This window comes from Isoptericola halotolerans (genome assembly GCF_045689585.1).
Classification (GTDB): Bacteria; Actinomycetota; Actinomycetes; order Actinomycetales; family Cellulomonadaceae; genus Isoptericola; species Isoptericola halotolerans_B.
On record NZ_CP140108.1, the window covers coordinates 2,236,904 to 2,260,171 of the forward strand.

Here is a 23,268-nt window from a genome sequence, read left to right on the forward strand (position 1 = left end):
CCTTTCGCTCAACCGCGGGCCGGGACGGCATTGTCCCGAGCGACGTCCGCGTACCAGCGACCCGAGGACTTGACCGTGCGTTCCTGGGTCTCGTAGTCCACGCGCGTCAGGCCGAAGCGCTTGGAGTAGCCGAGTGCCCACTCGAAGTTGTCCATCAGCGACCACGCGAAGTATCCCCGCACGTCCGCACCGGCGTCGATCGCGTCCTTGAGCGCGCGCAGGTGAGCGTCGACGAACGCCAGCCGGTCCTGGTCGTCGACCGTGCCGTCCTGCTCGACGACGTCCGGGTAGGCGGCACCGTTCTCCGTGACGAACAGGGCGGTGCCGCGCGGACCGGAGTAGTCCTCCTGGATCCGGAGCAGCAGACGTGTCAGCCCTTCCGGCTGCACCTCCCAGCCCATGTCCGTGGTCGGCAGGTCCCGGCTGTGCGGGTAGATTCCCTCCGGCACGGGGTTGGGCGAACGGGTCTCCCACACCGGTTCGCCGGCGTCGCGCTCCCGGGCGCCGTCGGGGCCCGCCGTGCCCAGGGGGGTGCCGTCCTGGGGCTCGGGCGTGGCCGAGACGGCGCCACCGTTGTAGTAGTTGACGCCCAGCACGTCGATCGGGGCAGAGATGATCTCCAGGTCGCCGGGGCGGATGTGCTCCGCGAGGCCGAGGTGCGCGACGTCGACCAGCAGGTCCTGGGGGTAGGCGCCCCGCAGGATCGGGTCGAGGAAGATCCGGTTGAACATGCCGTCGTCGCGCCGTGCGGCGTCGACGTCGGCGGGGTTGGTCGGGTCGACGGGGTCGGAGACGGTGAAGTTCAGGGTGATGCCGAGGGACGCCTCCGGGACCCGGTCGCGCAGCGCCTCCATGGCCAGGCCGTGGCCGAGCATGAGGTGGTGCGCCGCCGCGAGGCCGAGCTCCGGCGACTTCTTGCCGGGCGCGTGAGCGCCGGAGGTGTAGCCGAGGAACGCCGAGCACCACGGCTCGTTGAGCGTGGTCCACACGGGCACCCGGTCGCCCAGCGCGTCGGCCATCACGGCCGCGTAGTCGGCGAACCGCGAGGCGGTGTCCCGTGCGGGCCACCCGCCGAGCTCCTCGAGGGCCTGCGGCAGGTCCCAGTGGTACAGCGTGAGCCACGGCATGACGTCCGCCGCGAGCAGCTCGTCGACGAGCCGGGAGTAGAAGTCGACGCCCCGAGGGTTGACCGTCCTGCCGTCCGGCATGACGCGGGCCCACGACGTCGAGAAGCGGTAGGTGTCGAGATGGAGGCTCTTCATGAGAGCCACGTCCTCGCGGTACCGGTGGTAGTGGTCGCAGGCGACCATGCCGTCGTCGCCCTGGTGCACGGCTCCCGGGACACGGCAGAAGACGTCCCAGATGGAGTCCTGGCGGCCGTCCTCGGCGCCGGCGCCCTCGACCTGGTAGGCGGCGGTGGCGGTGCCCCACCGGAAACCGTCGGGGAACGCGACACGGCCGCTGCTGTTCGGCGTCGCCCGGGTCAGCGGGGCCGACGGGGTGAACGGCACGGCCGTACCCGGTGCGGCGGTGCGGGCACCCGTGCCCGGCATGCTCAGAGTCATCTCAGCTGTACTTCCCTGTCGGTGAGAGGGCTGTCCGGACATCTCCAGACGTCCGGACAGCCCTGTGGTCGAGTGTGCGTGTCAGCCCTTCACCGCGCCAGCCATGATTCCTGCCACCAGCTGGCGGCCCACGAAGAAGAAGAGCACCAGGAGCGGGAGCGTGACGAGGAAGATGCCACCCATCACCAGCGAGTAGTCGACGAAGTAGTTCGCCTGCAGGGACCGGACCACGAGCGGCAGCGTCGGGTTCTCGTTGGTGAGGATGATCGAGGGCCAGAAGTAGTTGGTCCACTGCTGCACGAACTGGAACAGGCCGAGCATCGCGGCGGCCGGGAGCGCGGCGGGCATCGCGATCGACCAGAAGGTGCGGATCATCGACGCCCCGTCCACCCGGGCGGCCTCGATGAGCTCGTACGGCAGCGCCTCGGACAGGTACTGGGTCATCCAGAACACGCCGAACGCCGTGACGAGCCCGGGCAGGATGACCGCCTGGACCTTGCCGTACCAGCCGATCTCGCTCATGAGGATGTACAGCGGGATGATCCCGAGCTGGACCGGGACGGCCATCGTGGCGATGACGAAGACCAGCAGCGGACCCCGGCCCCGGAAGTTCAGCTTGGCGAACGAGTAGCCCGCCAGCGTCGAGAACAGCACGACGGACGCCGACGAGATCACCCCGATGAGGGTGGAGTTCCACAGCGCCAACCAGAAGTTGATGTTCGAGTCGGTGATGACCTGGGCGAACTGCGTGAAGAGACTCGCGTCCGGCAGCCACTGCGGGATCGCGCTCTGCGCGATCGAGGTCGGGTCGGACGAACCCAGCAGGAGTGTGTAGTAGAGGGGGAAGATCGAGATCAGCAGGACGGCGCTGAGCAGGATGTAGGTGACCTTGCCGGCCCGGCGGGCGGAACCGCCGAGAGGTGCCTTGCCCCGGGAACGACGCTTGGCGGCGGCGCGCGCGGCGCTGGTCCCGGCGGTCTGGGCGGTGACGGCGACGGAGCTCATCGGAGGTCCTCCCCGTGGTTCGGGCTCTGCGAGCCGGCGGGCGGCTGCGTGGGCGGGATCGACGGTGGTGGTGGCGGTGATCCTGGCTGCGGGCCGGGGGTGCCGCCGGGGGCGGCGGACGGTGTCGGGCCGTCGGTCCGGGCGGCTGCGGCGCGCGCCTCAGCGAGCAGGCGCTTGGTGTGCCGGCGGCTCACCTTGGGGCCTCTCGTCCCGCCGGTCGCGATCCGCTGGGTCATGATGAAGTTGACCATGCCGACCATGACGATGATGAGGAACAGCAGCCAGGCGACAGCGGCTGCACGGCCGAAGCTCTTCTGGTTGCCCCACGCGACGTCGTAGAGGTACACCACGGTGGTCATCCAGTCGCGGTCGGGGCCACCGAGGCCCTGCGCGTCGTACATGCGGACCTCGTCGAAGATCTGCATGCCGCCGACGGTCGAGGTGATGACCACGAAGATCACCGTGGCGCGGATCTGGGGGACCGTCACGGAGAAGAACTGGCGGATGCGTCCCGCGCCGTCGATGACGGCGGCCTCGTAGAGCTCGCGCGGCACCGCCTGCATGGCGGCGAGGAAGATCAGGGTGTTGTAGCCGGTCCAGCGGTAGTTGACCATCGTGGAGATGGCGAAGTGGCTGGCGAGCCGGTCACCGTGCCACGCGATCGGGTCGACGCCGACCAGGCCGAGCAGCTCGTTGATGAAGCCGTACTGGTCGGCGTAGAGACGGCCGAAGATCATCGAGATGGCGACGGGCGCCACGACGAACGGCACCAGCACGCCCATGCGCCAGAAGGTGGACGCGCGCAGGTTCTGGTCGAGGATCGCGGCGATGGTGATCGCCATGATCACCTGCGGCACCGACGAGAAGAGGAAGATCGAGAAGGTGTTGACGACGGACTTCCAGAACAGCGGCTGCTGCAGGACGGCGACGTAGTTCGCCATCCCCACGAAGTCCCCCTGGCCGCCGAGCAGGTTCCAGTCGTACATCGACACGATCGCCGTGTAGACGAGGGGAAACAGGCCGACGACCGCGAAGAGCAGGAAGAACGGGGAGATGTACAGGTAGGGCGAGAGCTTCACGTCCAGGCGGCCGAGCCGCTGGGAGAAGCCGAGCCGTCGTGGCGGACGTTCCGGTCCGCCGCGCGCGTGCGCGGGCTTGGTGGGGGACAAGAGGGCCATGAGCAGTTCCTGTACGTCTCTCCGTGGGGCGGGGGCTGGGCGCGGGTCGGGCCGGCCGCCGGGATGGCGACCGGCCCGACTCGGTGTCTCAGAGTTGGGCGTGGAGCGGCTTGTGCCTCACGCCCGGTCGTCCGAGGACGTCACGGCACGAGGGCCTGGACGTCGGACAGCGTGGTCTCCCACGACGCCTCCGGGTCCTCCCCGTTGAGGTCGACACGGTTGATGCCGTTCTGGACCTCGGCGTGGATCGCGAAGTAGTTCGCACCCTTGAACGGGGCACCGTCGATCGACGCGGCGGCGTTCGTGAAGATCTCTCCCGCCGGGGCGCCGCTCATGAACTCGTTGGTGAACGACTGGACCGCGTCGGACTCCTGCGCCTCGAGCTGCGACGGGAACGTGCCTGCCTCCTCGAAGGCCTGCGTCTGGACGTCAGGGGAGGTCAGCCAGTCGGCCAGCTCGATGGCGGCCTCGGTGTTCGCGCCGGAGGCCGGCACGGTGAGGAACGAACCGCCCCAGTTGCCGCCGCCACCGGGGAAGACGTCGGCGATGTCCCAGCCCTCGATGTTGCCGGCGTTCTGCTCGATCGACCCGGTCATCCAGGCCGGGCAGAGCATCGTGGCGAAGGCCTCGTTCTGGAAGCCCGCGGTCCAGTCGTCGCCCCACTGCTCGAGGCCCGCGGACAGCTCGTCCTCGACGGAGGCGGCGAGCACCTGGTCGTAGAGGCCCTTGACCTCGGTGTTGCCGGCGAGGTCGGTCGGCTCACCGGTCTCCGGGTCCTCGTAGGCCGCGGGAAGCTGGTTGACCATGCCCTGGAACGTGGCCTGGGCCGAGTCGAACCATGCGTTGCCCGAGGCGTCGACGTACTCCTTGCCGGCCTCGAAGTAGGTGTCCCACGTGGCGCCGTCGCCACCGATCCACTCGGCGACCTCCTCGCGCTCATGAGGCAGCCCGGCCGCCTCGAGCAGGTCGGAGCGGTAGCAGATGGCCTCCGGACCGATGTCGGTCCCGTAGCCGATGAGCTGACCCTCGGGCGTGGTGGCCTGCTGGACCTTCCAGTCGACCCACCGGCCGTCGACCGTCGGCAGGTCGGAGAAGAGGTCCGGGTACTGCATGAGCTCGGGCAGCCAGTCGACCTCGATGGCCTCGATGTCGGCCAGGCCCTCGCCGCCGGCGGCGAGCTTGGTGGTGAGGTTCGTGCGGGCGTCGCCCGACTCGGCGGCCGTGACGTGCTCGACGGTGACGTTCGGGTGCTCCTCCTCGTACTGCGCCAGGAGCTCCTCGGTGTACCCGAAGTTGTTGAAGGTGGCGACGGTGAGGGTGATCTCCTCGTCGGTCCCCTCCTCGCCGTCCTCGCCGGAGGTTCCGGGGTCCTCGGTGTCGCCGGAGCAGGCGCCGAGGAGCAGGGCGAGGGACGCGATGCCGGCAGTGGTCGCTGCGATGCGACGGCTGCGGCGGGGGCGGGTGCTGCTGAGCACGATGACTCCCTTGTCTGGTTCGGATCATGCGGAGGACGTTTCTGGAAGCGCGGCCACCTCTGACGTGGTAGCGCTTCCACGACCGACCATGATGCTTCCGTTGTCAGCGTTCCACGTCAAGTCCTGAAGGCGAACGATGCCGGACGGTGACCTCGTCTCATGGCGTCTCCGCAGGTCAGACGTATGATGGGAGCGCTCCCGTGATCAAACCGTGATGCGCCTCGAAGGGCTCTTTCGCCGCCGTGCCGCGAGGCTTCGCGCCGCGCGCCGTGCCCCCGCCCGACAGCTCAGGCCTGGGACAACCACTCCCGGCCGGCCCGTTCCTCCGCCTCCAGCGTGCGTCGGACGGCTCCGGCGGCGGCCTCCTCGACGGTCGAGGAGAACAGCGGCAGCGACGCCTTGACCTCGCCGTCGTACACCACGTGGGTGCCGTCGGCCGTCGGCTCGAGCCGCAACGACCCCGTCATGCGGACCGGGGCACCGGCGATCTCCACCGCGACGGTACCCACGTGGCGGCCCGCCCGCTCCGGCTCCCACGCCTCGGCCTGACGCACCTCCAGGTGGTCGCCGACCAGCTGCCGCACCTGGGCCGGGATGAGGTCCGTGGGCAGGGTGCGCCGCAGCGACACCGTGAAGCCGGAGGCGGGATCCCCGGTGACGTCCACCTGGGAGGCGGCGCCGGCGTCCGCGCGGCCTCCTCGCCAGCGGACGAACTCCGCGTCGCTGAGCATGGCGGCCACGGCGGACACGTCCGCCGGATAGGTCTGCTCCACGGTCAGGTGCACGCTGCACACCCTACCGGCGTGCCCTGAGCCGCGGAGCGCCCCGTACGCTGGTGGGCGTGTCTGCCATGAGTGATCTGATCGCCGAGCACGCCGAGCTGGCCGGGGGGGACCTGGAATGGCTCCACCTGCTCGTCGGTGACTGGCAGATCGTCTCCGACCTCGCCTTCGCCGACCTCGTGCTGTGGCTGCCCACCGCAGACGGCCGGTTCGTCGCCGTCGCGCAGTGCCGGCCCAGCACCGGGGCCACGGTCCACTACGACGACGTCGTGGGTTCCTTCGCACCCGAGGGTCAGCGCCCGCAGCTCACCGCCGCGATGCACGAGGCGCGTGCCCAGCGCTCGCGCGAGCCGCGCTGGTTCGGCGCCTACGCGGTGCGGGAGGAAGCCGTGCCCGTGGTGCACGACGGCCGCGCGATCGCCGTCGTCGCGCGGCAGACGAACCTGGGGTCCGGGCGCACGCCGAGCCGGCTCGAGCTCAACTACGTCGAGTCCGCGGACGACCTCCTCGCGATGATCGGGCGCGGCGAGTACCCGTCGCCCAACGCGGCGACCGGACCGCGCCGTGGGGCGCCCCGGGTCGGGGACGGGCTGATCCGCCTCAACTCCGAGGGCGAGGTCCTGTACGCCAGCCCGAACGCGCTGTCCTGCTTCCACCGGCTGGGCGTCATCGGCCCGCTGGTGGGCCAGTCGCTCGTGGAGGTCACCGCAGGGATCGCCGAGCAGCAGAGCACCGTCGACGAGTCGCTCCCGCTCGTGGTCATGGGGCGCGCGCCGTGGCGCACCGACATCGAGGCCGGGCGGGTGGCCCTGTCCCTGCGTGCTCTGCCGCTGACCGACCGCGGGCAGCGGATCGGCGCGGTCCTGCTGTGCCGGGACGTGTCCGAGCTGCGCCGCCGTGAGCGCGAGCTGATGACCAAGGACGCGACGATCCGCGAGATCCACCACCGCGTCAAGAACAACCTCGCGACCGTCGCCGCCCTCCTGCGCCTGCAGGCCCGGCGCATGGAGGTCCCGGAGGCCCGGGCCGCGCTCGAGGAGGCGATGCGGCGCGTCGCCACCATCTCGCTCGTGCACGAGTCGCTGTCGCAGACCCTCGACGAGAGCGTGGAGCTGGACGACATGCTCAAGCGCGCGCTGCGCCTCGCCGCCGACGTCGCGTCCACCCGGGCGCAGATCAGCACCCGCCAGAGCGGGTCGTTCGGTCTCGTGCCCGCGCAGGACGCGACCCCGCTCGCGCTGGTGCTCACCGAGCTGGTGACCAACGCCGTCGAGCACGGCTTCCCGGGGCAGGAGGTCGGTACGGTGTCGATCGACGTGGAGCGCGAGGACTCGTCGCTGCGGGTCCTCGTGGCGGACGACGGCGTGGGGATGCGCGACGGGATCGACGAGCTCGGGCGGGCGTCCCGCAGCGGCCTGGGGTCGCAGATCGTCAAGACGCTGGTCGTCAACGAGCTGCGCGGCACCATCGACTGGCGTCCCCGCGAGGGCGGGGGGACCGAGGTGGTCCTCCAGGTGCGGCTGCGGGGGGACTCGCACCGCTGAGCGACGACCGGGCGACCCGGAGTCGCCGCAGACGGGCCGCCGCCGGCCCGGAGCCGCCGCCGGCCGAGAACGCCGAAGGGCTCCCTGCTCACCAGGAGCAGGGAGCCCTTCGGGCTCACGAGGGGTCAGCCGGCCCGGCGGGCGCGCGCGGTGCGCCGCTTCAGGGCACGCCGCTCGTCCTCGCTCATGCCGCCCCAGACACCGGCGTCCTGTCCGGACTCCATCGCCCACTTGAGGCAGTTGTCGACGACGTCGCAGCGCCGGCAGACGGCCTTGGCCTCCTCGATCTGCATGAGGGCGGGGCCGGTGTTGCCGATGGGAAAGAAGAGCTCCGGGTCCTCGTCGAGGCAGGCTGCCTTGTGGCGCCAGTCCATGTCATCTCCTCAATTGGTCCGTGATCGGTCCCGGGCGGCGCGGGGCCGGGCATGCCGAGAGGCAGCCGTCTCCGGGTCAGATCGTTCAGGGGGGTCGGAATCTCTGTCCAGAGTTACACCTCGTGAAGGCGCGCACAAGGGGTTACGGTCAGATTTCTACGCCGTGAACCCTGAGGGTTTCATCACACTGCACAAAGTTTCGTCGCCACCGTATCCTGACGTGTCATGCCTGCTCCTGTCACCCCCTCGCCCGAGTCCGACCCGGTCCGGTCACGTCGTCCCGCACCCCGGGTGCTGCTCGGTGTGCTGGCGGTCGTCGGTCTCGAGTCCGCCGCCATGGTCGTGTTCGCCGGTGCCGTCCTCGTCGAGCTCGTGGGCGGTGGCTCCACGAGTGTCGGCGTCAGCGTCTTCGTCGTCGCGTTCTTCCTCGGGCTGGCGTGGCTCCTCGTGGGCTGCGGGCTCGCCCTGTGGCGCGGTAGCCGGCGCGGCCGAGCGCCCGTCGCCGGCTGGCAGGTCTTCCAGGGGATCATCGGTGTCACGCTGCTCACCAGCGGCGCCACCGTCGCCGTCGTGGCCGGGATGGTGCTGGTCCTGCTCGCCGCCGGGTCCTTCTGCGGGCTCATGACGCGCCAGGTGGTCGCGTACACCTCCGGCTGACGGGCCGGCAGCCTGCAGCGCGACGGCCACGCCGTCCCGCACCAGAGCGCCGCGACCGGGCCGCGGAGGTCCGGGGTCGGCGACCTCCGTGAGCGCCGTGCCCAGGACCTCGTCGGCGTCACGGCCACCCGGTGCCAGCACGATGCCGTGGCGACGCGCGCGCAGCTCGGCCAGCGGGCCGCGGTGCGCCATGAGGGCGCCCTGGGTGGTGGCCGACGCGACCAGCACCGATCGCCCGTCCTCGGCCAGCGCACCGAGCCGCTCGACCTCCACGGGGCACGCCTGGGCGAGGGTGTCGAGGTCGTCGACGACGACGGTGGTCGGCGCCCCCGGACCGGCCCCCGCCAGGTCCTCGACCAGCCGTCGCACCGCCGCCGGGGTCGCCGCCGTCACCGTGTGGCTGCCGGGCTCGGAGCGCAACAGGGCGTCCCGGGACACGACGGCGGCGAGCCGCCCCTGCGCAGACAGCGAGCGCACCACCGTGCGCAGCACGGTCGAGCGTCCCCCGCCGCGCGGGCCGGTGACCAGCGCGCCCGCGGCCACGTCGAGCGTGACGGGCACCGCGCCGTCGTCGCCCACGCCGACCACGACCGGGCACCGCCCCTGCGCCGCGTGGGAGCCGGCCTGCACGGCAGCGATGTCGTCCCACGTCAGGTGCGTGGGCAACGGCTCCACCCGCGCCGGGCCGACGTCGTGGCGCGTGGCCTCCGCGGTCGGCCTCGACGGCGAGAGCACCTGGCAGCCCAGCGGAGCGCCGGACGTGAGCCAGGCGCCGCGACCGGGTGGGCCGCCGCCTCCGGCGAGCCCTGCCGGCACCCCGCGCATCACGTCCTCGTGCTGGTCCGTGCCGAGCAGGACGAGGCGGGGTCCCACCCGTGCCGCCAACCCGCCGACGGTGGCGGAGTCGGTCGACAGGGCGAAGGCCGCACCGCCGGCCGTCAGCGCCGAGACCAGCGGGTCCCAGGTGTCGCGCCCGGCGAGCGCCGCCCGGAGCTCTTCGACGCGGTCCACGACGACGAGCGTCGACGGGCCACGGGCGACCGCACCCGGTGGCCCGTCGACGAGGCGCAGCACGCGGCGGGCGCGGCGGGGGTCGTCGGGACCGGTCACCGTGCCCAGCCCCGGGTGCCCCGCCAGGTCCGCGAAGGCCGCGGTCGCCGCCGGTGGGGCGAGCACGTGCACGTTCAGGCCGCGTGCGAGGGCGGAGGCGGCGAGCGACACGAGCGCGGTCGTGCGGCCGGACCGGGTGGCGCCGACGACGGCGAGGTGACCGGTCCGCGGGTGCCAGCGCACGAGCACGCGTCGCTGACGGTCCGGGTCGTCGGCGAGCGCGAGCGGCAGCCCGCCCGGCTGCTCGTCCGACGCCGGCAGGTCCCGCGCGAGCTCCGCCTCGGTCACCCGCGTGGGCAGCGGGGGAAGCCACGGTGCGGGACCGGGACGGTGACCCCGACGTGCGGCGGCGTCGCGCACCGACGCGACCGTCACGCCGACCGGACCGGCTCCGCTCGTGGGCGCGGCGGCCACCGGCAGCGGTCCGGACTCCAGGGGCGGACCGGCCGTCGCACGGCGCCAGGTGGGTGCACGCCGCACGACGGGACCACCGCCGTCGGGCACCGTCCCGGCGTGGGCGCACTGCAGCGCGACCGGCGGGGCGGAGCCGACCCGCAGCACGGCGCGTCCCGGGGTGCCGACCGGGATGCGGGAGGCCGCCGCCGTGCCGACCACGTCGTGGGAGTCGGCCGCGTCCACGACCCGCAGCGCGATCCGCGCCGAGACGTTGGCACGGACGTCGGTGCTGACGGCGCCCGACGGCCGCTGCGTCGCGAGCACGAGGTGCACGCCGAGGGACCGGCCCTGGGCGGCTACCCGGAGCAGACCGGGCAGGAAGTCCGGCAGGTCGTCGGCCAGCGCACGGAACTCGTCGATCACCACGACGAGCCGGGGCAGGGTGCCGGGCGGAGCGTCGTCGAGCGAGGCGACCCGGTGCTCGGCGAGCACCCGCTCACGACGGTGCAGCTCGGCGCGCAACCCGGCGAGCGCCCGCCCGGCCAGGCCCGGCTCCAGGTCGGTGACCTGGCCGACGACGTGCGGCAGGTCCGCGCACGGCCCGAACGACGCACCGCCCTTGAAGTCCACCAGGGCGAGGGCCAGGTCGGCGGGGGAGCGGGTCAGGGCCAGGCCCAGGACGAGCGACTGCAGGAGCTCGGACTTGCCGGCGCCCGTGGTCCCGGCGACCAGCAGGTGCGGTCCGTCGGCGACGAGGTCGAGCTCCACGGTGCTGCCCGCTGCGTCCACACCGAGCGGTACACGCCAGCCGGAGGCCTGTGCCCACCGCCGCGTCGGGTCGGAGTCGTCGAGGAGGTCGCCGAGGGGCACGACGCCCGGCAGGCCGGCCGCCGTCGCGTCCGCCTCGTCCGGCTCCGCGGCAGGTGCGACCGGACCGGACCGCGCCGCGGCGTCGAGGTCGGGCAGCGCCCGGCGCAGGGCGCGCAGGCCCGCCAGGCGCCGTGCGGTGCGCTCGGCCCATGCGGTGGAGACGCCGAGGGACGGGGCGGTGCTGTCGGTGCCGTCCGGGGCGGTGCGGTGCACGACCCCTCCGGGTGCGACGCGCAGCGTGGCACGGCACCACGACGGTGCGGCGACCTCCGGGCCGCCCGGTTCGTGCGGCAGGCACAGCACCACGGCGTGCCCGTGCCGGACGGCGTCCTCGGCGGCGGCGTGAGCGTCCCGGTCGGGGTCGTCGACCACGAGCACACGGTCCGGTACCTCCCGGGCTCCCGCACCGGTACCCGGGGCCAGCCAGCGGGCCCACCCCCACGCACCGTGCCCCGCCCCGGTCACCTGCACGTCCGCCCCCGCGGCGGCGAGATCGACGACGACGGCGCGTGCGGCGGCACGGGCCGCACCGGCCGGTCCGCGGACGGCGAGCGCGCCGTCGGGCAGCAGGTCGCGCGGGGTGCGCGCCGTGGGCACGCCGTCGCGGTGCGCGGCCGAGCGGGACCGCGCGGCCAGGGAGTCGAGAGCGTGGCGCCACGCCACCTTGGAGGCCTGGTGCGCGGCGGCCACGCGGGCGGCGGTCCGGCCAGGGGCGGTGCCGGCGGGCGGGGTCTGCGGGACGGTGCCCGACGGGTCCTCGCGTGCGGCCCGCCGACGACGGACGGCCGACACGACCTGCGGCACCAGCGCGACGACCGCCACCAGGGAGAACAGCGCGTACAGCGGCTGGCGCAGCATGACCGCCAACGTGACCGACCCCAGGACGGGCACGAGTCCGGTGAGCAGCATCGCCGGGTTCACCGGCGGCGACGGCGCGGGGTCGGCGGCGGGCGGGGCGAGCCAGGTGGCGACGTCGCCGGACCGGTGCAGCGCGTACCGGCGTCCGCCGGCCTCGAGGAGGGTGCCGGGGCGCCACCGGCGGCGCAGCAGGCCGACCGTGCGGCGGCGCTCGCGGCCGCCGTCGGCCCGCAGGAGGGCGGCGCGCGCTCCCGCGCCCGCCGCGCCCGCCGCGCCCGGCCACCGGTGGCCGCGACGCCCGTGCCGGTGCGCCCGGACCCGGACGCGACAGCGGGCGTCGAGGAGCACGGTGGTGCGGTCGTGCGCGCCGGGGAGGATCACCGGACGGTCGGGCGCGAGCGGCAGCGTCTCGCCGGCGCCGGGTCCGGTGGTCGGCGTGACCAGCCACGGGCTCCGCAGGGCGGCGAGGTCCTGCGCCTCGGTGCCGCGCCGGCCCGTGCGCGCCGCTCGCAGCGTCGCGCCCGGCAGGAGCGGACGATGGCCGACCACCGCGTCGTCCCCGACCGGCGTGCCGTCGGCCTCCAGCCGGGCGTGCCAGAGCTCGGGGCGGCGGACCAGCTCGGCCAGAGGAGCGCGCAGGTCGCCGAGCCGGACACCTTCCGGCAGATCGACGTCCTCGCCGGGGTGCAGCGTGAGTCGGACGGGCATGGGAGCAGCCTGCCGCCGTCGGGCCACCGGCCGCCGGCGCCGTCCACACCCTGTGGAAACACGAGATCGACCCTGCGGTCCCGGGCCACCCCACCGTGGGGCGGCCCGGGACCGCAGGGTCGAACCGTCGTCCGTGCCGAGGTCAGTCCGCGGCGAGCGCCTCCACCGGGGAGGCCTTCAGCGCCGTGCGCGCCGGTGCCACCGAGGCGACCAGGCCGGCCACCAGGGCGATCACGAGCGCCAGCGTCACCTCGACCCACGGCACCGAGAGGGTGATGTCACCCATGATCCCGAGCGCCGCCGCCGAGCCCGACCAGCCGTAGATCAGCCCCAGCACGATGCCGAGCACCGCACCCACACCGGCGATGAGCAGCCCTTCGATCGCGAGCATCCCGCGCAGCTGGGCCTTGGACAGGCCGATCGCACGCAACGTCGCCGACTCCTTGCGCCGCTCGATCACCGACAGCGACAGGGTGTTCGCCACCCCGATGAGGGCGATCACCACGGCCACGGCCAGCAGCCCGAGGACGATGGCCAGCATCGTGTCGATCACCTGGTCGAACTCGGCGCGCTGCACCGCGATCCCCATCACCTGCGCCGCCTCACCGGAGTCCGAGACGACGTCCTGGATCGTGCCGACGGCCGCGGTGGCGTCCGCCGACTCCGAGAGCGCGACGTACATCTCGGTGATCGCCGACTCGGCCTGCACCTGGAGCAGGTCGTCGTCGGTGAGATAGCTGTAGTACTCCGCCGCCTCGTTCACCGCGACGTCGAAGGTCGCCGTGCCGTCCGCACCCGCGAGCGACAGCCGATCGCCGTCGGCGACGCCCAGGTCGTCCGCCACCTCGTGGCCCAGCAGGACCGTGCCGGGTGCGAGGCCGTCGAGCTGCTCGGGCGCGTTCAGCACCTCCCGTGCCGCGGAGGGGTCGAGTACGGTGAGATCCACCGTCCACGGCTCATCGTCGCTCAGCTCGGGGGCCTCCAGCGACACGTCCGTCAGCTCGACGACCGCCGACACGTCGCCCGCGCCCGTGACGTCGGCACGCAGGTCCCTCGTCAGCGCGGCCGTGGAGCCGTCCTCGTCGTAGGTCGTGCTGGACACCATGACGTCCACGGGGAACTGCTCGTCGAGCGCCGCCGTCAGCGAGGCCCGGGCGCTGGCCGCGCCCGTCGACATCATCGCCACGAGGGTCACGCCGATGAGCAGCGCGGTGCTCGTCGTCGCGGTGCGGCGCGGGTTGCGCAAGGTGTTCGCCGCGGCCAGGCGGGCCGAGGGACCCGAGGCACCGATCGCCCGCCCGGCGAGCGCCGTGACCTTCGGCAGCCAGAAGACGGCACCCACCGACACGCCGACGAACGACATCGCACCGCCGGCGATACCGGCCAGGAGAGCGTAGTTGGGTTCCTCGGCCACGGTCCCCAGGACTGCGCCCACCGCGAGCAGGCCGAAGCCCATCACCGTTCCCAGCAGCGAGAGCACGAGGCGCACCCGACCGGCCCGGCGTGACGCCGAGGGAGCGTCGGTGGGACGCAGCGCCGCCAGCGGGGCGACGCGGGTCGCGACGCGGGCGGGTACGAACGCCGCACCCACGGTGACCAGGACGCCGACGAGCAGGGGGAGGACCACGACCTGCCAGGTCACGGCGATGGTGGTCGGCAGCGGGACAGAGACGTCCATCGCATGAGCGACCCACAGGGCGCCCTGCCCGAACAGCATGCCGAGCAGCACCCCGGCCACGGACGCGATCGCGCCGAGGATCGTGGCCTCGGTGAGCACGCTGCGGCCCACCTGCGCCTTGTCAGCACCCACGCAGCGCAGCAACGCCAAGGTGCGGGCGCGCTGGGCGACCAGCACCTGGAACGTGTTGGTGATCACCAGCCCCGCGACCACCAGGGCGATCGCGGCGAACGTCATGACGAAGATGAGGAAGACCATGTCCTGGCCGCCGGTGAGGGAGGCGGCCACGGCGGCAGCCCGCTCGTCGGTCGGTACCACCCAGCGGGCGTCGTCGATGCTCGTCGTGCCGTCCACCGCGGTGGCCAGGTCCGCCTGGACGGTGGCGAGGTCTGCACCCGGCGCGAGCGCGACCGCGACCTCCGACGGGTCGGTAGCGGTGCCGTTCTCCTCCGCGAGCCAGGTCGCGAAGGTGTCGGCGTCGACGACGGCGGCACCACCGGTCTCCGAGTACGCCCCGTACGGGTCGTCCAGAGTCCCGACGACGGTCGGCTGCTCGGTCACCCGCTCCCAGCCACCGTCGGTGGCGACGTCGCGGGTGAGGTTCACCGGGTCGCCGACCTCGAGCCCGAGCCGGTCGGCGACGTCGGCCGGGAGCGCGACCTCGTCGTCCGCTGCGGGCATCGATCCAGACGCCGTCTCCAGGGGCATGAGCCGGTCGTCAGCGGTGGGGAGGATGCTCTGGAAGACGGACCGAGAACCGGCCGAGACCTCCGCGTAGGTGCTGCTCATCGGGGCCACCGCCTCGACGCCCTCGATCTCGCCGAGGGCGGCGACATCCGTGACCGGTTCCTCCGCCGTCGCGCCGACCACCAGGTCCGCGTCGGCGTACTGGGCGGCGATGGAGTCGTACGTCGTCTGGGTGATGACGCCGCTGGCCAGCAGGGTCACGGCGACGAACGCCGTGCTGATGACGATGGCGATGCCCGCGGCCGCGAGCCGGCCGGAGCTGCGGCGCATCTGCGCCAGCGTGATCCGCAGCATCAGGCACCCGCCTGCGCGGCGTCGTCGGCCACGGGGCCCTCGAGGGACCGCAGCGCGTCGAGGCCGGCAAGGACCGCCTCGGGCGTGGGGTCGGTGATCTCGCCCGCGATGCGACCGTCGGCGATGAGGACGACGCGGTCGGCGTACGCGGCGGCAGCGGGGTCGTGGGTCACCATGATGATCGTGCGGCCCAGCTCGCGCACGGAGCGACGCAGGAAGCTGAGCACCTCGGCGCCGGAGCGCGAGTCCAGGTTGCCGGTCGGCTCGTCGGCGAAGACGACCTCCGGCTGGGCGATGAGCGCGCGGGCGATGGCGACGCGCTGCTGCTGCCCGCCCGAGAGCTCGCTCGGACGGTGCTCGAGCCGCTGCTCGAGGCCGAGGGTGCGGACGAGCGTGTCCAGCCACTTCGTGTCCGCCTTCGCCCCGGCGAGCTCGAGGGGCAGCGTGATGTTGTCGCGCGCGGAGAACATCGGCAGCAGGTTGAACTGCTGGAACACGAAGCCCACACGGTCCCGGCGCAGGCGTGTCAGCGCCTTGTCTCCGAGGCCGGTGATCTCCGTGCTGCCCAGGAACGCCTGCCCGGCCGTCGCGCTGTCGAGGCCGGCGAGCAGGTGCATGAGCGTGGACTTGCCGGAGCCCGAGGGCCCCATGATCGCGGTGAAGCGGCCTTCGGCGAAGTCGACGTCCACGCCGTCCAGGGCGCGCACCTGCGCCTCGCCGGAGCCGTAGGTCTTGGTCAGGCCGCGCGCCCTGACGGCGAGCCGGCCGGTGCCGGGGGTGTCGGTGTCTGTGACGGGGACGAACACGGTGGTGTCCACGAGGTGTCTCCACGGGGCTTGCTCCTGCGGCCCCCGCGAACGGGAGCTCGATGACTGCACCGACGCTACGGACCGGCCGGAGCGCCGTCGTCGGCCCCCGGGCTGGTCGTGGCGGCACCCAGGTCATACCCAGGTATGACACCCACCCTGAGTGCTCCCTGAGCGCCCCTCTCTGCACGAGCTGTCAGGATCTCGTGCCCGTTGACGACACCGTGGGTCTGACAGGTCGCGAGCCGCTCGAGTTGTCAGGACGTGCCGCGGGTATTCCGGGTCGTGACTCTGACAGGTCGCGGCAGGGAGCCCACCCCCAGGACGCCCGACGGCGGCACTCGTCCACAGCGACCGGCCGCCGCCACCTCGAGGACTGCCGAACAGGGCACCGTGTGGCGGCATGACGGGAACCGCCAAGGTGTACACGGCCGTGCCAGGGCTCGGCGACCTCCTGCGGCGCCAGCACCGCGTCGCGAGCCGCGCGCAGCTCGCCGCGCTCGGCGTGCGCGCCGCCCAGGTCGCGTCCCACGTGCGCGCCCTGCGCTGGCGGGCGCTCGGCGGCACGGTCGTGGTGGCCCACCGCGGTCCTCTCTTACGTCTCGCCAGGAGCTGGGCCGCCGTCCTCGGGGCGCCGGCGGGGAGCGTGATCGGGGCCTGGACGGCCCTCGAGCTGCACCGCTTGCACGGCTGGCACCGTGAACCCGTCCACCTCGTCGTCGCCCGGGGGGGCGGCCCCCGACCGGTATCCCTGGCTGGTCGTCCACGAGTCGCGGCGACTGTGCGAGGAGCACGTCACCACGCGTGCGGGGTTGCCCGTGCACACGATCGCTCGTGCCGCGGTCGACGCGGCCGCCTGGCAGCGGTCGTGGCGGACCGCGGCGGGTCTGATGGCCGCCGTCGTGCAGCAGCGGCTCGCGTCGACGGACGAGCTGTTCGGGATGCTCGACGCCGTCGGCAAGGTCCGGCACCGGCGCACCATGCGACTGGCGCTCGCGGACATCGCCGGCGGTGCCGACTCGCTCGCCGAGATCGACTTCGTCCGGTTGTGCCGGGACGCGGGCCTGCCGGAGCCGAGCAGGCAGTCCGTACGGACGGACGCCCGGGGCCGACGGCGGTTCCTCGACGTCGAGTGGCGGCTCGGCGGAGGACGTCGGTTCGTGGTCGAGGTGGACGGCGTCGGGCACCTGGAGCGCGACCGGTGGTACGACGACCTGCTGCGGGACGCCGAGATCGGTGCCGACGCAGCGACGGTCCGGATCCGGCTCCCGGCGATGGCGGCACGTCACGAGCCGGGACGCGTGGTGGCGATCGTTCGCCGTCACCTGGGCTGGTAGCTCTCCGACTTGTCAGAACCTGGTGGCGGTATGCGCGCACCTGGGCCTGACAACTGTGCGGAGCTGCGAGCTGTCAGCACCTGGTGACGGTAGGCGCGGGCCAGAGTCTGACAGCTGGGCGGTCTCAGGCTCGGGTCGAGGTCTCCTCGACCTGCGGTCCGTCGCGTCGGGGCCGGTACCTGGTCAGCACGAACACCGCGCCGGCCAGGAGCAGGCCCGCGACGACGACGGCCCACACGGACGCGGGCGCACCGAGCAGGTCCTCGATCAGGGCGCGGCTGCGGGACGTGGGGTCGGCCAGCACGACGGCGACGAACGCCGCGACGACAGCGATCACGACGCCCGTCACCACCCGTTCCCAGCGGGAGTCGAGGGAGGCGTTGTCCATGAGCCGGCGGCCGGCCCGGACGATGTGGCGGGCCCGCAGGAGCCGCAGCGCCCCGACGGCACGGACGAGTCGCAGGAGCTGCGTGGGACCGATCGCGAGGATCACCGAGACCACGATCGCGAGCGTGACGACCACCAGCCACCTGTTCCTGCGCACCCACCGGCGCTTGTCGTCGGAGACGACGAAGAGCACGACGGTCTCGCCGAGGAGGACCGCGCCGGTCAGGAGGCTGACGGTGGTGCCGACCGTGGCGTACGGCTCCTCGAGGAGCGTGAGCCACACGGCGGGTACCGACGCGAGGGCCGCGACGAGCACGGGGACGGCAAACCGTCGCTGCCACCGGTCCCCGGCGTCCTCCCGCTCGGTCCCGGAGGGGGCGGAGAGGTCAGGTACCACCGCACCAGGGTAGGGGAGGCCGGTACGAGCCCGGCACTAGGAACCGGGGCGCACCAGGCCGGTCTCGTAGGCGGTGACCACGGCCTGCACCCGGTCGCGGGCACCGAGCTTGGCCAGGACACGCCCGACGTGCGTCTTGACCGTCGCCTCGGCGACGAACAGCTCGGCGGCGATCTCGGTGTTCGACTGCCCCCGCGCCATGAGGACCAGCACCTCGCGCTCGCGCTCGGTGAGCCCGCCGAGCGCCTGGTGCGTCGGGCCGGCCGCCGTCGTGGGCAGGGCGGTGACGAGGTGCTCCAGCAGCCGGCGGGTGGACGAGGGCGCGATGACGGCGTCGCCGCGGTGCACGGTCCGGATGGCGGCCAGCATCTCCTCGGGCGGGGCGTCCTTGAGCAGGAATCCCGAGGCCCCTGCCCGGATCGCCTCGAGGACGTACTCGTCGAGGTCGAAGGTGGTCAGCACGACGACACGCGGCGCGTCCGGTCGTGCGGTCAGCCGCCCGGTCGCCGTGAGGCCGTCCATGGTGGGCATGCGCACGTCCATGAGCACGACGTCGACGGGGTGGTCGGCGAGGAGGCGCAGCGCCTGCGCCCCGTCGGACGCCTCCACCGCCACGGTGAGGTCGGGCTGGGAGTCGATGACCATCCGGAAGCCGGCCCGCACGAGCTGCTGGTCGTCGACGAGCGCGACCTTCACGGCGTCGGTCATGCGGGCTCCTTGTCGTCGGGGGCGCCCGGATGCACCGGCGGCACGGGGGACGCCGGACCTCCTGCGGCCGCGGAGGGGACCGTGGGGGCGGCGGGCACCGGCATCGTGAACCGTACCCGCCAGCCGCCACCGGGGCGCGGGCCCGCCGTCACCGAGCCGCCGAACATCGCGGCGCGCTCGCGCATCCCGAGCAGCCCGAAGCCCGCCTCGCCGTCGCCGGCGGCCGCGCCGCGGCCGTCGTCCGCGACCTCGACCGTGACGGACTCGGCCTCCCAGCGCAGCACGACGGTCACGCGCGGGTCGGGTCCGGCGTGCTTGCGCACGTTGCTCAGTGCCTCCTGCGTGACCCGGTGCAGCGTCAGCCCCGCTCCGGGCGGCAGGCGTCGCGCGACACCGACGCGCACCATGGAGACGCGCGTCCCGGCGTCGCGCGCCTGCGCCACGAGGGTCGTCAGGTCGGCGTCGTCGGGCTGCGGGGCGAGGGGAGCGGTACCCGACGACGGCGCCCGCCCGGGCGGCACCGTGGCGGCCGAGGCGTCGCCCGTCCGGGCCGCGCCGTCGGCGGAGGGGCTGCCGTCCGCGCGCCGTGCCCGCCCGGGTGCCGTGGGGTGCGTGCCGTGGCCCGTCGTCACCCCGCCGCCTTCCTGCCAGGGGGCCGAGGGGCCGGGGCCGCTGTCGTCCTCCCGCAGGACGCCGAGCAGCCGGCGCATGTCGGCGAGCGCCGCCCGCCCGGTCTCGGAGATCACGTCGAGGGCGCGCACGGCGGCCGCGGGGTCGTTCGTGGCTGCGTACCGGCCGCCGTCGGCCTGCGCCACGACGATGGACAGCGAGTGCGCCACGATGTCGTGCATCTCACGGGCGATGCGTGCGCGCTCGGCGGCGGTGGCGATGCGGGCCTGCTGGTCGTGCTCGAGCTCGAGACGTTCGGCGCGGTCGCGCAGGGCGTCGAGGGTGACCCGTCGTTGACGGCGGACGAGGGCGAGCGCCCACACGGCGAGACCCAGGAGGGTGCAGAACAGGCTGAGAGAGGCGAGCTGAGGGAGGAGTGCCGTGCTCTGCTCCTGCACCGCCACGACCGGACCGATGAGGAACGAGCCCACGACGGTCGAGATGATGGCCGTCGTGTGCGCCCAGCCCGGGCCGTAGACGGTGACGGCCCACAGCGCGGCGAGGACGGCGAAGTCGGCGGGGACGAGGAGGGGGTGGCCGACGAGCAGGTGCGCGAGGGCCACGGCGTAGACGGCGACCGCCGACGCCACGGGCCGGGTGCGCCGCCAGGCCAGCGGCGCGACGGTGGCCAGCGACCAGGCGAGGACGGAGGCCGTCCGGGTACCCGAGCCGTCCCACGCCGCGGCCGTGCCGGCGACGAAGACGGCGAAGAACGCCGTGCCGGTGGCGTCGACGGCGAACCGGTGGCGCTCGAACCACCCGGCGACTCGCGCGGACCAACCCATGGCTGTCAGGGTAGGCAGGTCGGCGGTGCTGCGCGTCCGCCCCCAGGGGGACGCGGGAGATCCTGACATGCCACCTGGGACTGACGAGATCGCCGTGTCGTGACGTGCCGGGACCAGGGATATTGCCGCTAGCATGAGGGAATGACCCACGTACTGCTGGCCGAGGACGACCCGGCGATTGCCGAGCCTTTGGCGCGGGCTCTCACACGTGAGGGTTACGACGTCGTCGTGCAAGGGACCGGTCAAGGAGCGATCGACAACGCCGGGGACGCGGACATCGTCGTCCTGGACCTCGGCCTGCCGGACATCGACGGCCTCGACGTCGCGCGAGAGATCCGCGGCCGGGGCCTGAGCACCCCCATCCTCGTGCTGACCGCTCGCGCCGACGAGGTGGACCTCGTCGTCGGCCTGGACGCCGGTGCCGACGACTACGTGACGAAGCCGTTCCGGCTCGCCGAGCTGCTCGCTCGCGTGCGGGCGCTGCTGCGTCGCACGCACGGCGAGACCGCGGACGACGAGGAGCTGCGCGCGCAGGACGTGCGCGTCGACGTCGCGGCCCACCGGGCGTTCCAGGGCGAGCGCGAGCTGCACCTGACCACGAAGGAGTTCGACCTGCTCAGGGTGCTCGTGGGCAACGCGGGCTCCGTCGTCGTGCGGGACACGCTCATGCGTGACGTGTGGGGCTCGGACCCCGTCGGGTCGACGAAGACGCTCGACATGCACGTCTCCTGGCTGCGCCGCAAGCTCGGCGACGACGCGAACGCACCGCGCTACGTCTCCACGGTCCGGGGCCTCGGCTTCCGGTTCGAGCTCGGCCAGCAGGCCTGACCTCCGGTGCGCCGTCGCGTCCTGCTGGCGACGATCTCCGCGGTCGCCGTCGCCGTCGTCCTGCTCGGCGTCCCCCTGGGCATCTTCGGCGCGCAGTACGTCGTCGCCACCGAGGAGCGGCGGCTCTCCGACCGGCTCGACACGTTCGCCCGGACCGTCGACCGTGCGGTCGAGCGCGGGGAGAGCCCCACGGAGGAGCAGCTCCAGCGCGCCGCCGAGGGGCGTGACGGCGACCTGCCGGCGCGCATCACGGTGAGCCTGCCCGACGGCGAGCAGCTCACCTACGGCGGCGAGCTGCGCGAGCCGACCCTCTTCCTCGCGGTGCAGACCACCGAGCGGGCGTCGGTGTCCTTCGAGGTGTCGGCCTGGGGTGCCTACATCAAGGCGGCCCAGATCGTCGCCCTCGTCGTGGTGGCGGGGGTCGTGGCGATCGCCGCGGGTGTGGCGATGGCGGTGTGGCAGGCGAACCGGCTCTCCGCACCGCTCGTGTACCTCGCCGCCTCGGCGGAACAGCTCGGGTCCGGTCAGGTCCGTCCGAGCCTCGAGCCGTCGGGGGTGGAGGAGATCGACCTGGTCGCGGCCGAGCTGGCGCGCAGCGCCGACCGGCTCGCCGGCCGGCTCGCCGCGGAGCGCCAGTTCGCTCAGGACGCCTCCCACCAGCTCCGCACCCCGCTGACGGCCCTGACGATGCGCCTCGAGGAGATCATGCTGACCAGCTCCGAGGACGACGTCGTCGAGGAGGCGAGGGTCTCGCTGGAGCAGGTGGAGCGCCTGGTCACGGTGGTCGACGACCTGCTCTCGACGTCCCGCCGGTCGACCGGTGGGACCACCGAGGCGGTCACGCTGCTCGACGTCGTGCGCCAGCAGGAGGAGGAGTGGGCGGAGACGTTCCGCACGGCGGGCCGGACGCTCGTGGTCGACGTCGCCGCGGACCACCGTGTCCTGGCGACACCGGGCGCCTTGGCGCAGGTGATCGCGACACTCCTGGAGAACTCGCTGAAGTACGGCGACGGCACCACGACGGTCCGGTCCAAGCCGTCCGGCCCCAAGGGTGCCGTGGCGCTGGAGGTGTCGGACGAGGGCCCGGGCGTCCAGGACGAGATCGCTCCCCGGATCTTCGAGCGTGGCGCGACGACGGGCGGCAGCACGGGTCTCGGGCTGGCGCTGGCGCGGGACCTGGTGGCCGCGGACGGGGGGCGGCTCGAGCTCGCGCAGCGCCGGCCCCCGGTGTTCCGCATCTTCCTCGTGGGGGTGCCGCGGACGCTCGACCCGAGCGTGGTGCTGCCGCCGGGGTCGACGATCTCGTCGCGCGGTCGCCGCCGTGGCTGGCTCCACCACCACGAGGGCTGACCCGGAGCGCAGCGGACGGTGGGGCAGAGGGACGAGGTCACGCCGGCAGCGGAGTGCAGGGTCTGCCGAGCGAAGGGGCCGAAGGCTGACCCGCCCCCTTCGTTGTGGGTATGAAAACTACGAGTCTGGATGCGCGCAGACGGTAGATCTCCTCCCCACAGCGCGGGGTCAGTCGTCGCCACGGAAGACGACGGTGCGGTACATGACATAGCGGAACGCGGTGCTCAGCACGAGCCCGACGCCGTTCGCGGCCACGTTGTCGGCGAGCGGCGAGTCGAGCCCCAGCACGTAGCGGGACACGGCCAGGCACCCGGCGGAGATCGCCAGCCCGCCGACGTTCACCGCCGCGAACTCCAAGAGCTCGCGCCCTCGGCGCCGGGTGCGCCGGGCGGCGAAGGTCCAGTACCGGTTGCCGATCCAGGCGACGAGCGTCGCGACGGCCGCGGCGATGACCCGCACCGTGATCGGCTTGTGCGCCAGGACGTCGACCGGCCCGTGCAGCATGAGGTTGAACACGGCCAGGTCCACCACGAATGCCAGGGCGCCGACGGACCCGAACCGCAGGAGCTCGCCACGGCGGCCCCACGCACCGACGACCAGCCGGGTGGGCCACCGGACCGGGACGGCCGGGGCCGGGGGGCGAGACATGCGGGCCACCCTATCGGCCCGGCCGGTATCCTCGACGTCCGTGACATCCCCACCCAGTGCCAGCGACACCTCCGTCCCGCCCGTGGTCGCCGTCGTCGGTGGCGGCCAGCTC

Annotated in this window: 17 protein-coding genes; 4 read left to right on the forward strand and 13 right to left on the reverse strand. The window is 73.4% G+C overall.

Annotated elements, in window-relative coordinates:
* Positions 1-8: 8 nt before the first annotated feature.
* From UQW22_RS10460 to UQW22_RS10480, 5 genes are all read right to left on the reverse strand, one after another.
* Positions 9-1,565 (reverse strand): glycoside hydrolase family 1 protein, encoded by a 1,557-nt coding sequence (locus tag UQW22_RS10460; protein ID WP_407316835.1) that lies wholly within the window; start codon positions 1,563-1,565, stop codon positions 9-11.
* An 81-nt stretch (positions 1,566-1,646) separates the two neighbouring features.
* Entirely contained in the window at positions 1,647-2,570 is a 924-nt protein-coding gene (locus UQW22_RS10465) for a carbohydrate ABC transporter permease (protein ID WP_407316837.1), read from the reverse strand.
* Positions 2,567-3,748: a carbohydrate ABC transporter permease gene (locus tag UQW22_RS10470; RefSeq protein WP_407316839.1), complete on the reverse strand. Its 1,182-nt coding sequence runs from the start codon at positions 3,746-3,748 to the stop codon at positions 2,567-2,569. Before UQW22_RS10470 ends, UQW22_RS10465 begins: the two co-directional genes overlap by 4 nt.
* A gap of 140 nt (positions 3,749-3,888) precedes the next feature.
* The gene (locus UQW22_RS10475; protein ID WP_407316841.1) at positions 3,889-5,223 is read right to left on the reverse strand and encodes an ABC transporter substrate-binding protein; all 1,335 of its coding nucleotides are present in this window, start codon (positions 5,221-5,223) and stop codon (positions 3,889-3,891) included.
* Between the two features lie 287 nt (positions 5,224-5,510).
* Positions 5,511-6,008, reverse strand: coding sequence for a DUF2505 domain-containing protein (locus UQW22_RS10480; RefSeq protein ID WP_407316843.1), 498 nt, complete (start codon positions 6,006-6,008; stop codon positions 5,511-5,513).
* Between the two features lie 65 nt (positions 6,009-6,073).
* On the opposite strand from UQW22_RS10480, the gene UQW22_RS10485 reads away from it, so the two are divergent.
* Complete coding sequence (locus UQW22_RS10485) at positions 6,074-7,549, forward strand: sensor histidine kinase (RefSeq protein WP_407320777.1); 1,476 nt, start codon at positions 6,074-6,076, stop codon at positions 7,547-7,549.
* Positions 7,550-7,674: 125 nt separating this feature from the next.
* Here the strand turns inward: UQW22_RS10485 and UQW22_RS10490 are convergent, their stop codons facing one another.
* The 4 genes from UQW22_RS10490 to UQW22_RS10505 form a co-directional block, all read right to left on the reverse strand.
* Positions 7,675-7,923 carry a WhiB family transcriptional regulator gene (locus UQW22_RS10490; protein ID WP_106267737.1) on the reverse strand — a complete coding sequence of 83 codons (249 nt, stop codon included), beginning with the start codon at positions 7,921-7,923 and terminating at the stop codon, positions 7,675-7,677.
* Positions 7,924-8,193: 270 nt separating this feature from the next.
* Complete coding sequence (locus UQW22_RS10495; protein WP_407316846.1) at positions 8,194-12,522, reverse strand: FtsK/SpoIIIE domain-containing protein; 4,329 nt, start codon at positions 12,520-12,522, stop codon at positions 8,194-8,196.
* Between the two features lie 142 nt (positions 12,523-12,664).
* Positions 12,665-15,241: an ABC transporter permease gene (locus UQW22_RS10500; RefSeq protein ID WP_407316848.1), complete on the reverse strand. Its 2,577-nt coding sequence runs from the start codon at positions 15,239-15,241 to the stop codon at positions 12,665-12,667.
* Positions 15,241-16,059, reverse strand: a complete 819-nt coding sequence (locus UQW22_RS10505; protein ID WP_407316850.1) for an ABC transporter ATP-binding protein — start codon at positions 16,057-16,059, stop codon at positions 15,241-15,243. Before UQW22_RS10505 ends, UQW22_RS10500 begins: the two co-directional genes overlap by 1 nt.
* 686 nt (positions 16,060-16,745) lie before the next feature.
* Here UQW22_RS10505 and UQW22_RS10510 point away from each other — a divergent pair.
* Positions 16,746-17,384 (forward strand): hypothetical protein, encoded by a 639-nt coding sequence (locus UQW22_RS10510; protein WP_407316852.1) that lies wholly within the window; start codon positions 16,746-16,748, stop codon positions 17,382-17,384.
* Positions 17,385-17,508: 124 nt separating this feature from the next.
* Here the strand turns inward: UQW22_RS10510 and UQW22_RS10515 are convergent, their stop codons facing one another.
* Genes UQW22_RS10515 through UQW22_RS10525 form a run of 3 tightly spaced genes read right to left on the reverse strand, consistent with a single transcriptional unit; the run spans position 17,509 to position 20,330 of the window.
* Positions 17,509-18,168, reverse strand: coding sequence for a hypothetical protein (locus UQW22_RS10515; protein WP_407316854.1), 660 nt, complete (start codon positions 18,166-18,168; stop codon positions 17,509-17,511).
* A gap of 36 nt (positions 18,169-18,204) precedes the next feature.
* Positions 18,205-18,876: a response regulator gene (locus UQW22_RS10520; RefSeq protein ID WP_407316857.1), complete on the reverse strand. Its 672-nt coding sequence runs from the start codon at positions 18,874-18,876 to the stop codon at positions 18,205-18,207.
* Positions 18,873-20,330 carry a sensor histidine kinase gene (locus UQW22_RS10525; RefSeq protein WP_407316859.1) on the reverse strand — a complete coding sequence of 486 codons (1,458 nt, stop codon included), beginning with the start codon at positions 20,328-20,330 and terminating at the stop codon, positions 18,873-18,875. Before UQW22_RS10525 ends, UQW22_RS10520 begins: the two co-directional genes overlap by 4 nt.
* Before the next feature lie 141 nt (positions 20,331-20,471).
* Between UQW22_RS10525 and UQW22_RS10530 the strand changes: the two genes are divergently transcribed.
* The gene (locus tag UQW22_RS10530) at positions 20,472-21,158 is read left to right on the forward strand and encodes a response regulator transcription factor (RefSeq protein WP_407316861.1); all 687 of its coding nucleotides are present in this window, start codon (positions 20,472-20,474) and stop codon (positions 21,156-21,158) included.
* Positions 21,159-21,164: 6 nt separating this feature from the next.
* Positions 21,165-22,508, forward strand: a complete 1,344-nt coding sequence (locus UQW22_RS10535; protein WP_407316863.1) for an ATP-binding protein — start codon at positions 21,165-21,167, stop codon at positions 22,506-22,508.
* Positions 22,509-22,676: 168 nt separating this feature from the next.
* Here UQW22_RS10535 and UQW22_RS10540 read toward each other — a convergent pair whose 3' ends face one another.
* On the reverse strand, positions 22,677-23,156 hold the full coding sequence (locus tag UQW22_RS10540) for a GtrA family protein (RefSeq protein WP_407316865.1): 480 nt from the start codon (positions 23,154-23,156) through the stop codon (positions 22,677-22,679).
* Positions 23,157-23,268: the final 112 nt, after the last annotated feature.

Coding starts and splice junctions, on each gene's coding strand:
- UQW22_RS10460 (WP_407316835.1), bottom strand. CDS start 1,565: ATGACTCTGAGCATGCCGGGCACGGGTGCCCGCACCGCCGCACCGGGT.
- UQW22_RS10465 (WP_407316837.1), bottom strand. CDS start 2,570: ATGAGCTCCGTCGCCGTCACCGCCCAGACCGCCGGGACCAGCGCCGCG.
- UQW22_RS10470 (WP_407316839.1), bottom strand. CDS start 3,748: ATGGCCCTCTTGTCCCCCACCAAGCCCGCGCACGCGCGCGGCGGACCG.
- UQW22_RS10485 (WP_407320777.1), top strand. CDS start 6,074: ATGAGTGATCTGATCGCCGAGCACGCCGAGCTGGCCGGGGGGGACCTG.
- UQW22_RS10490 (WP_106267737.1), bottom strand. CDS start 7,923: ATGGACTGGCGCCACAAGGCAGCCTGCCTCGACGAGGACCCGGAGCTC.
- UQW22_RS10495 (WP_407316846.1), bottom strand. CDS start 12,522: ATGCCCGTCCGACTCACGCTGCACCCCGGCGAGGACGTCGATCTGCCG.
- UQW22_RS10500 (WP_407316848.1), bottom strand. CDS start 15,241: ATGCTGCGGATCACGCTGGCGCAGATGCGCCGCAGCTCCGGCCGGCTC.
- UQW22_RS10520 (WP_407316857.1), bottom strand. CDS start 18,876: ATGACCGACGCCGTGAAGGTCGCGCTCGTCGACGACCAGCAGCTCGTG.
- UQW22_RS10525 (WP_407316859.1), bottom strand. CDS start 20,330: ATGGGTTGGTCCGCGCGAGTCGCCGGGTGGTTCGAGCGCCACCGGTTC.
- UQW22_RS10530 (WP_407316861.1), top strand. CDS start 20,472: ATGACCCACGTACTGCTGGCCGAGGACGACCCGGCGATTGCCGAGCCT.
- UQW22_RS10540 (WP_407316865.1), bottom strand. CDS start 23,156: ATGTCTCGCCCCCCGGCCCCGGCCGTCCCGGTCCGGTGGCCCACCCGG.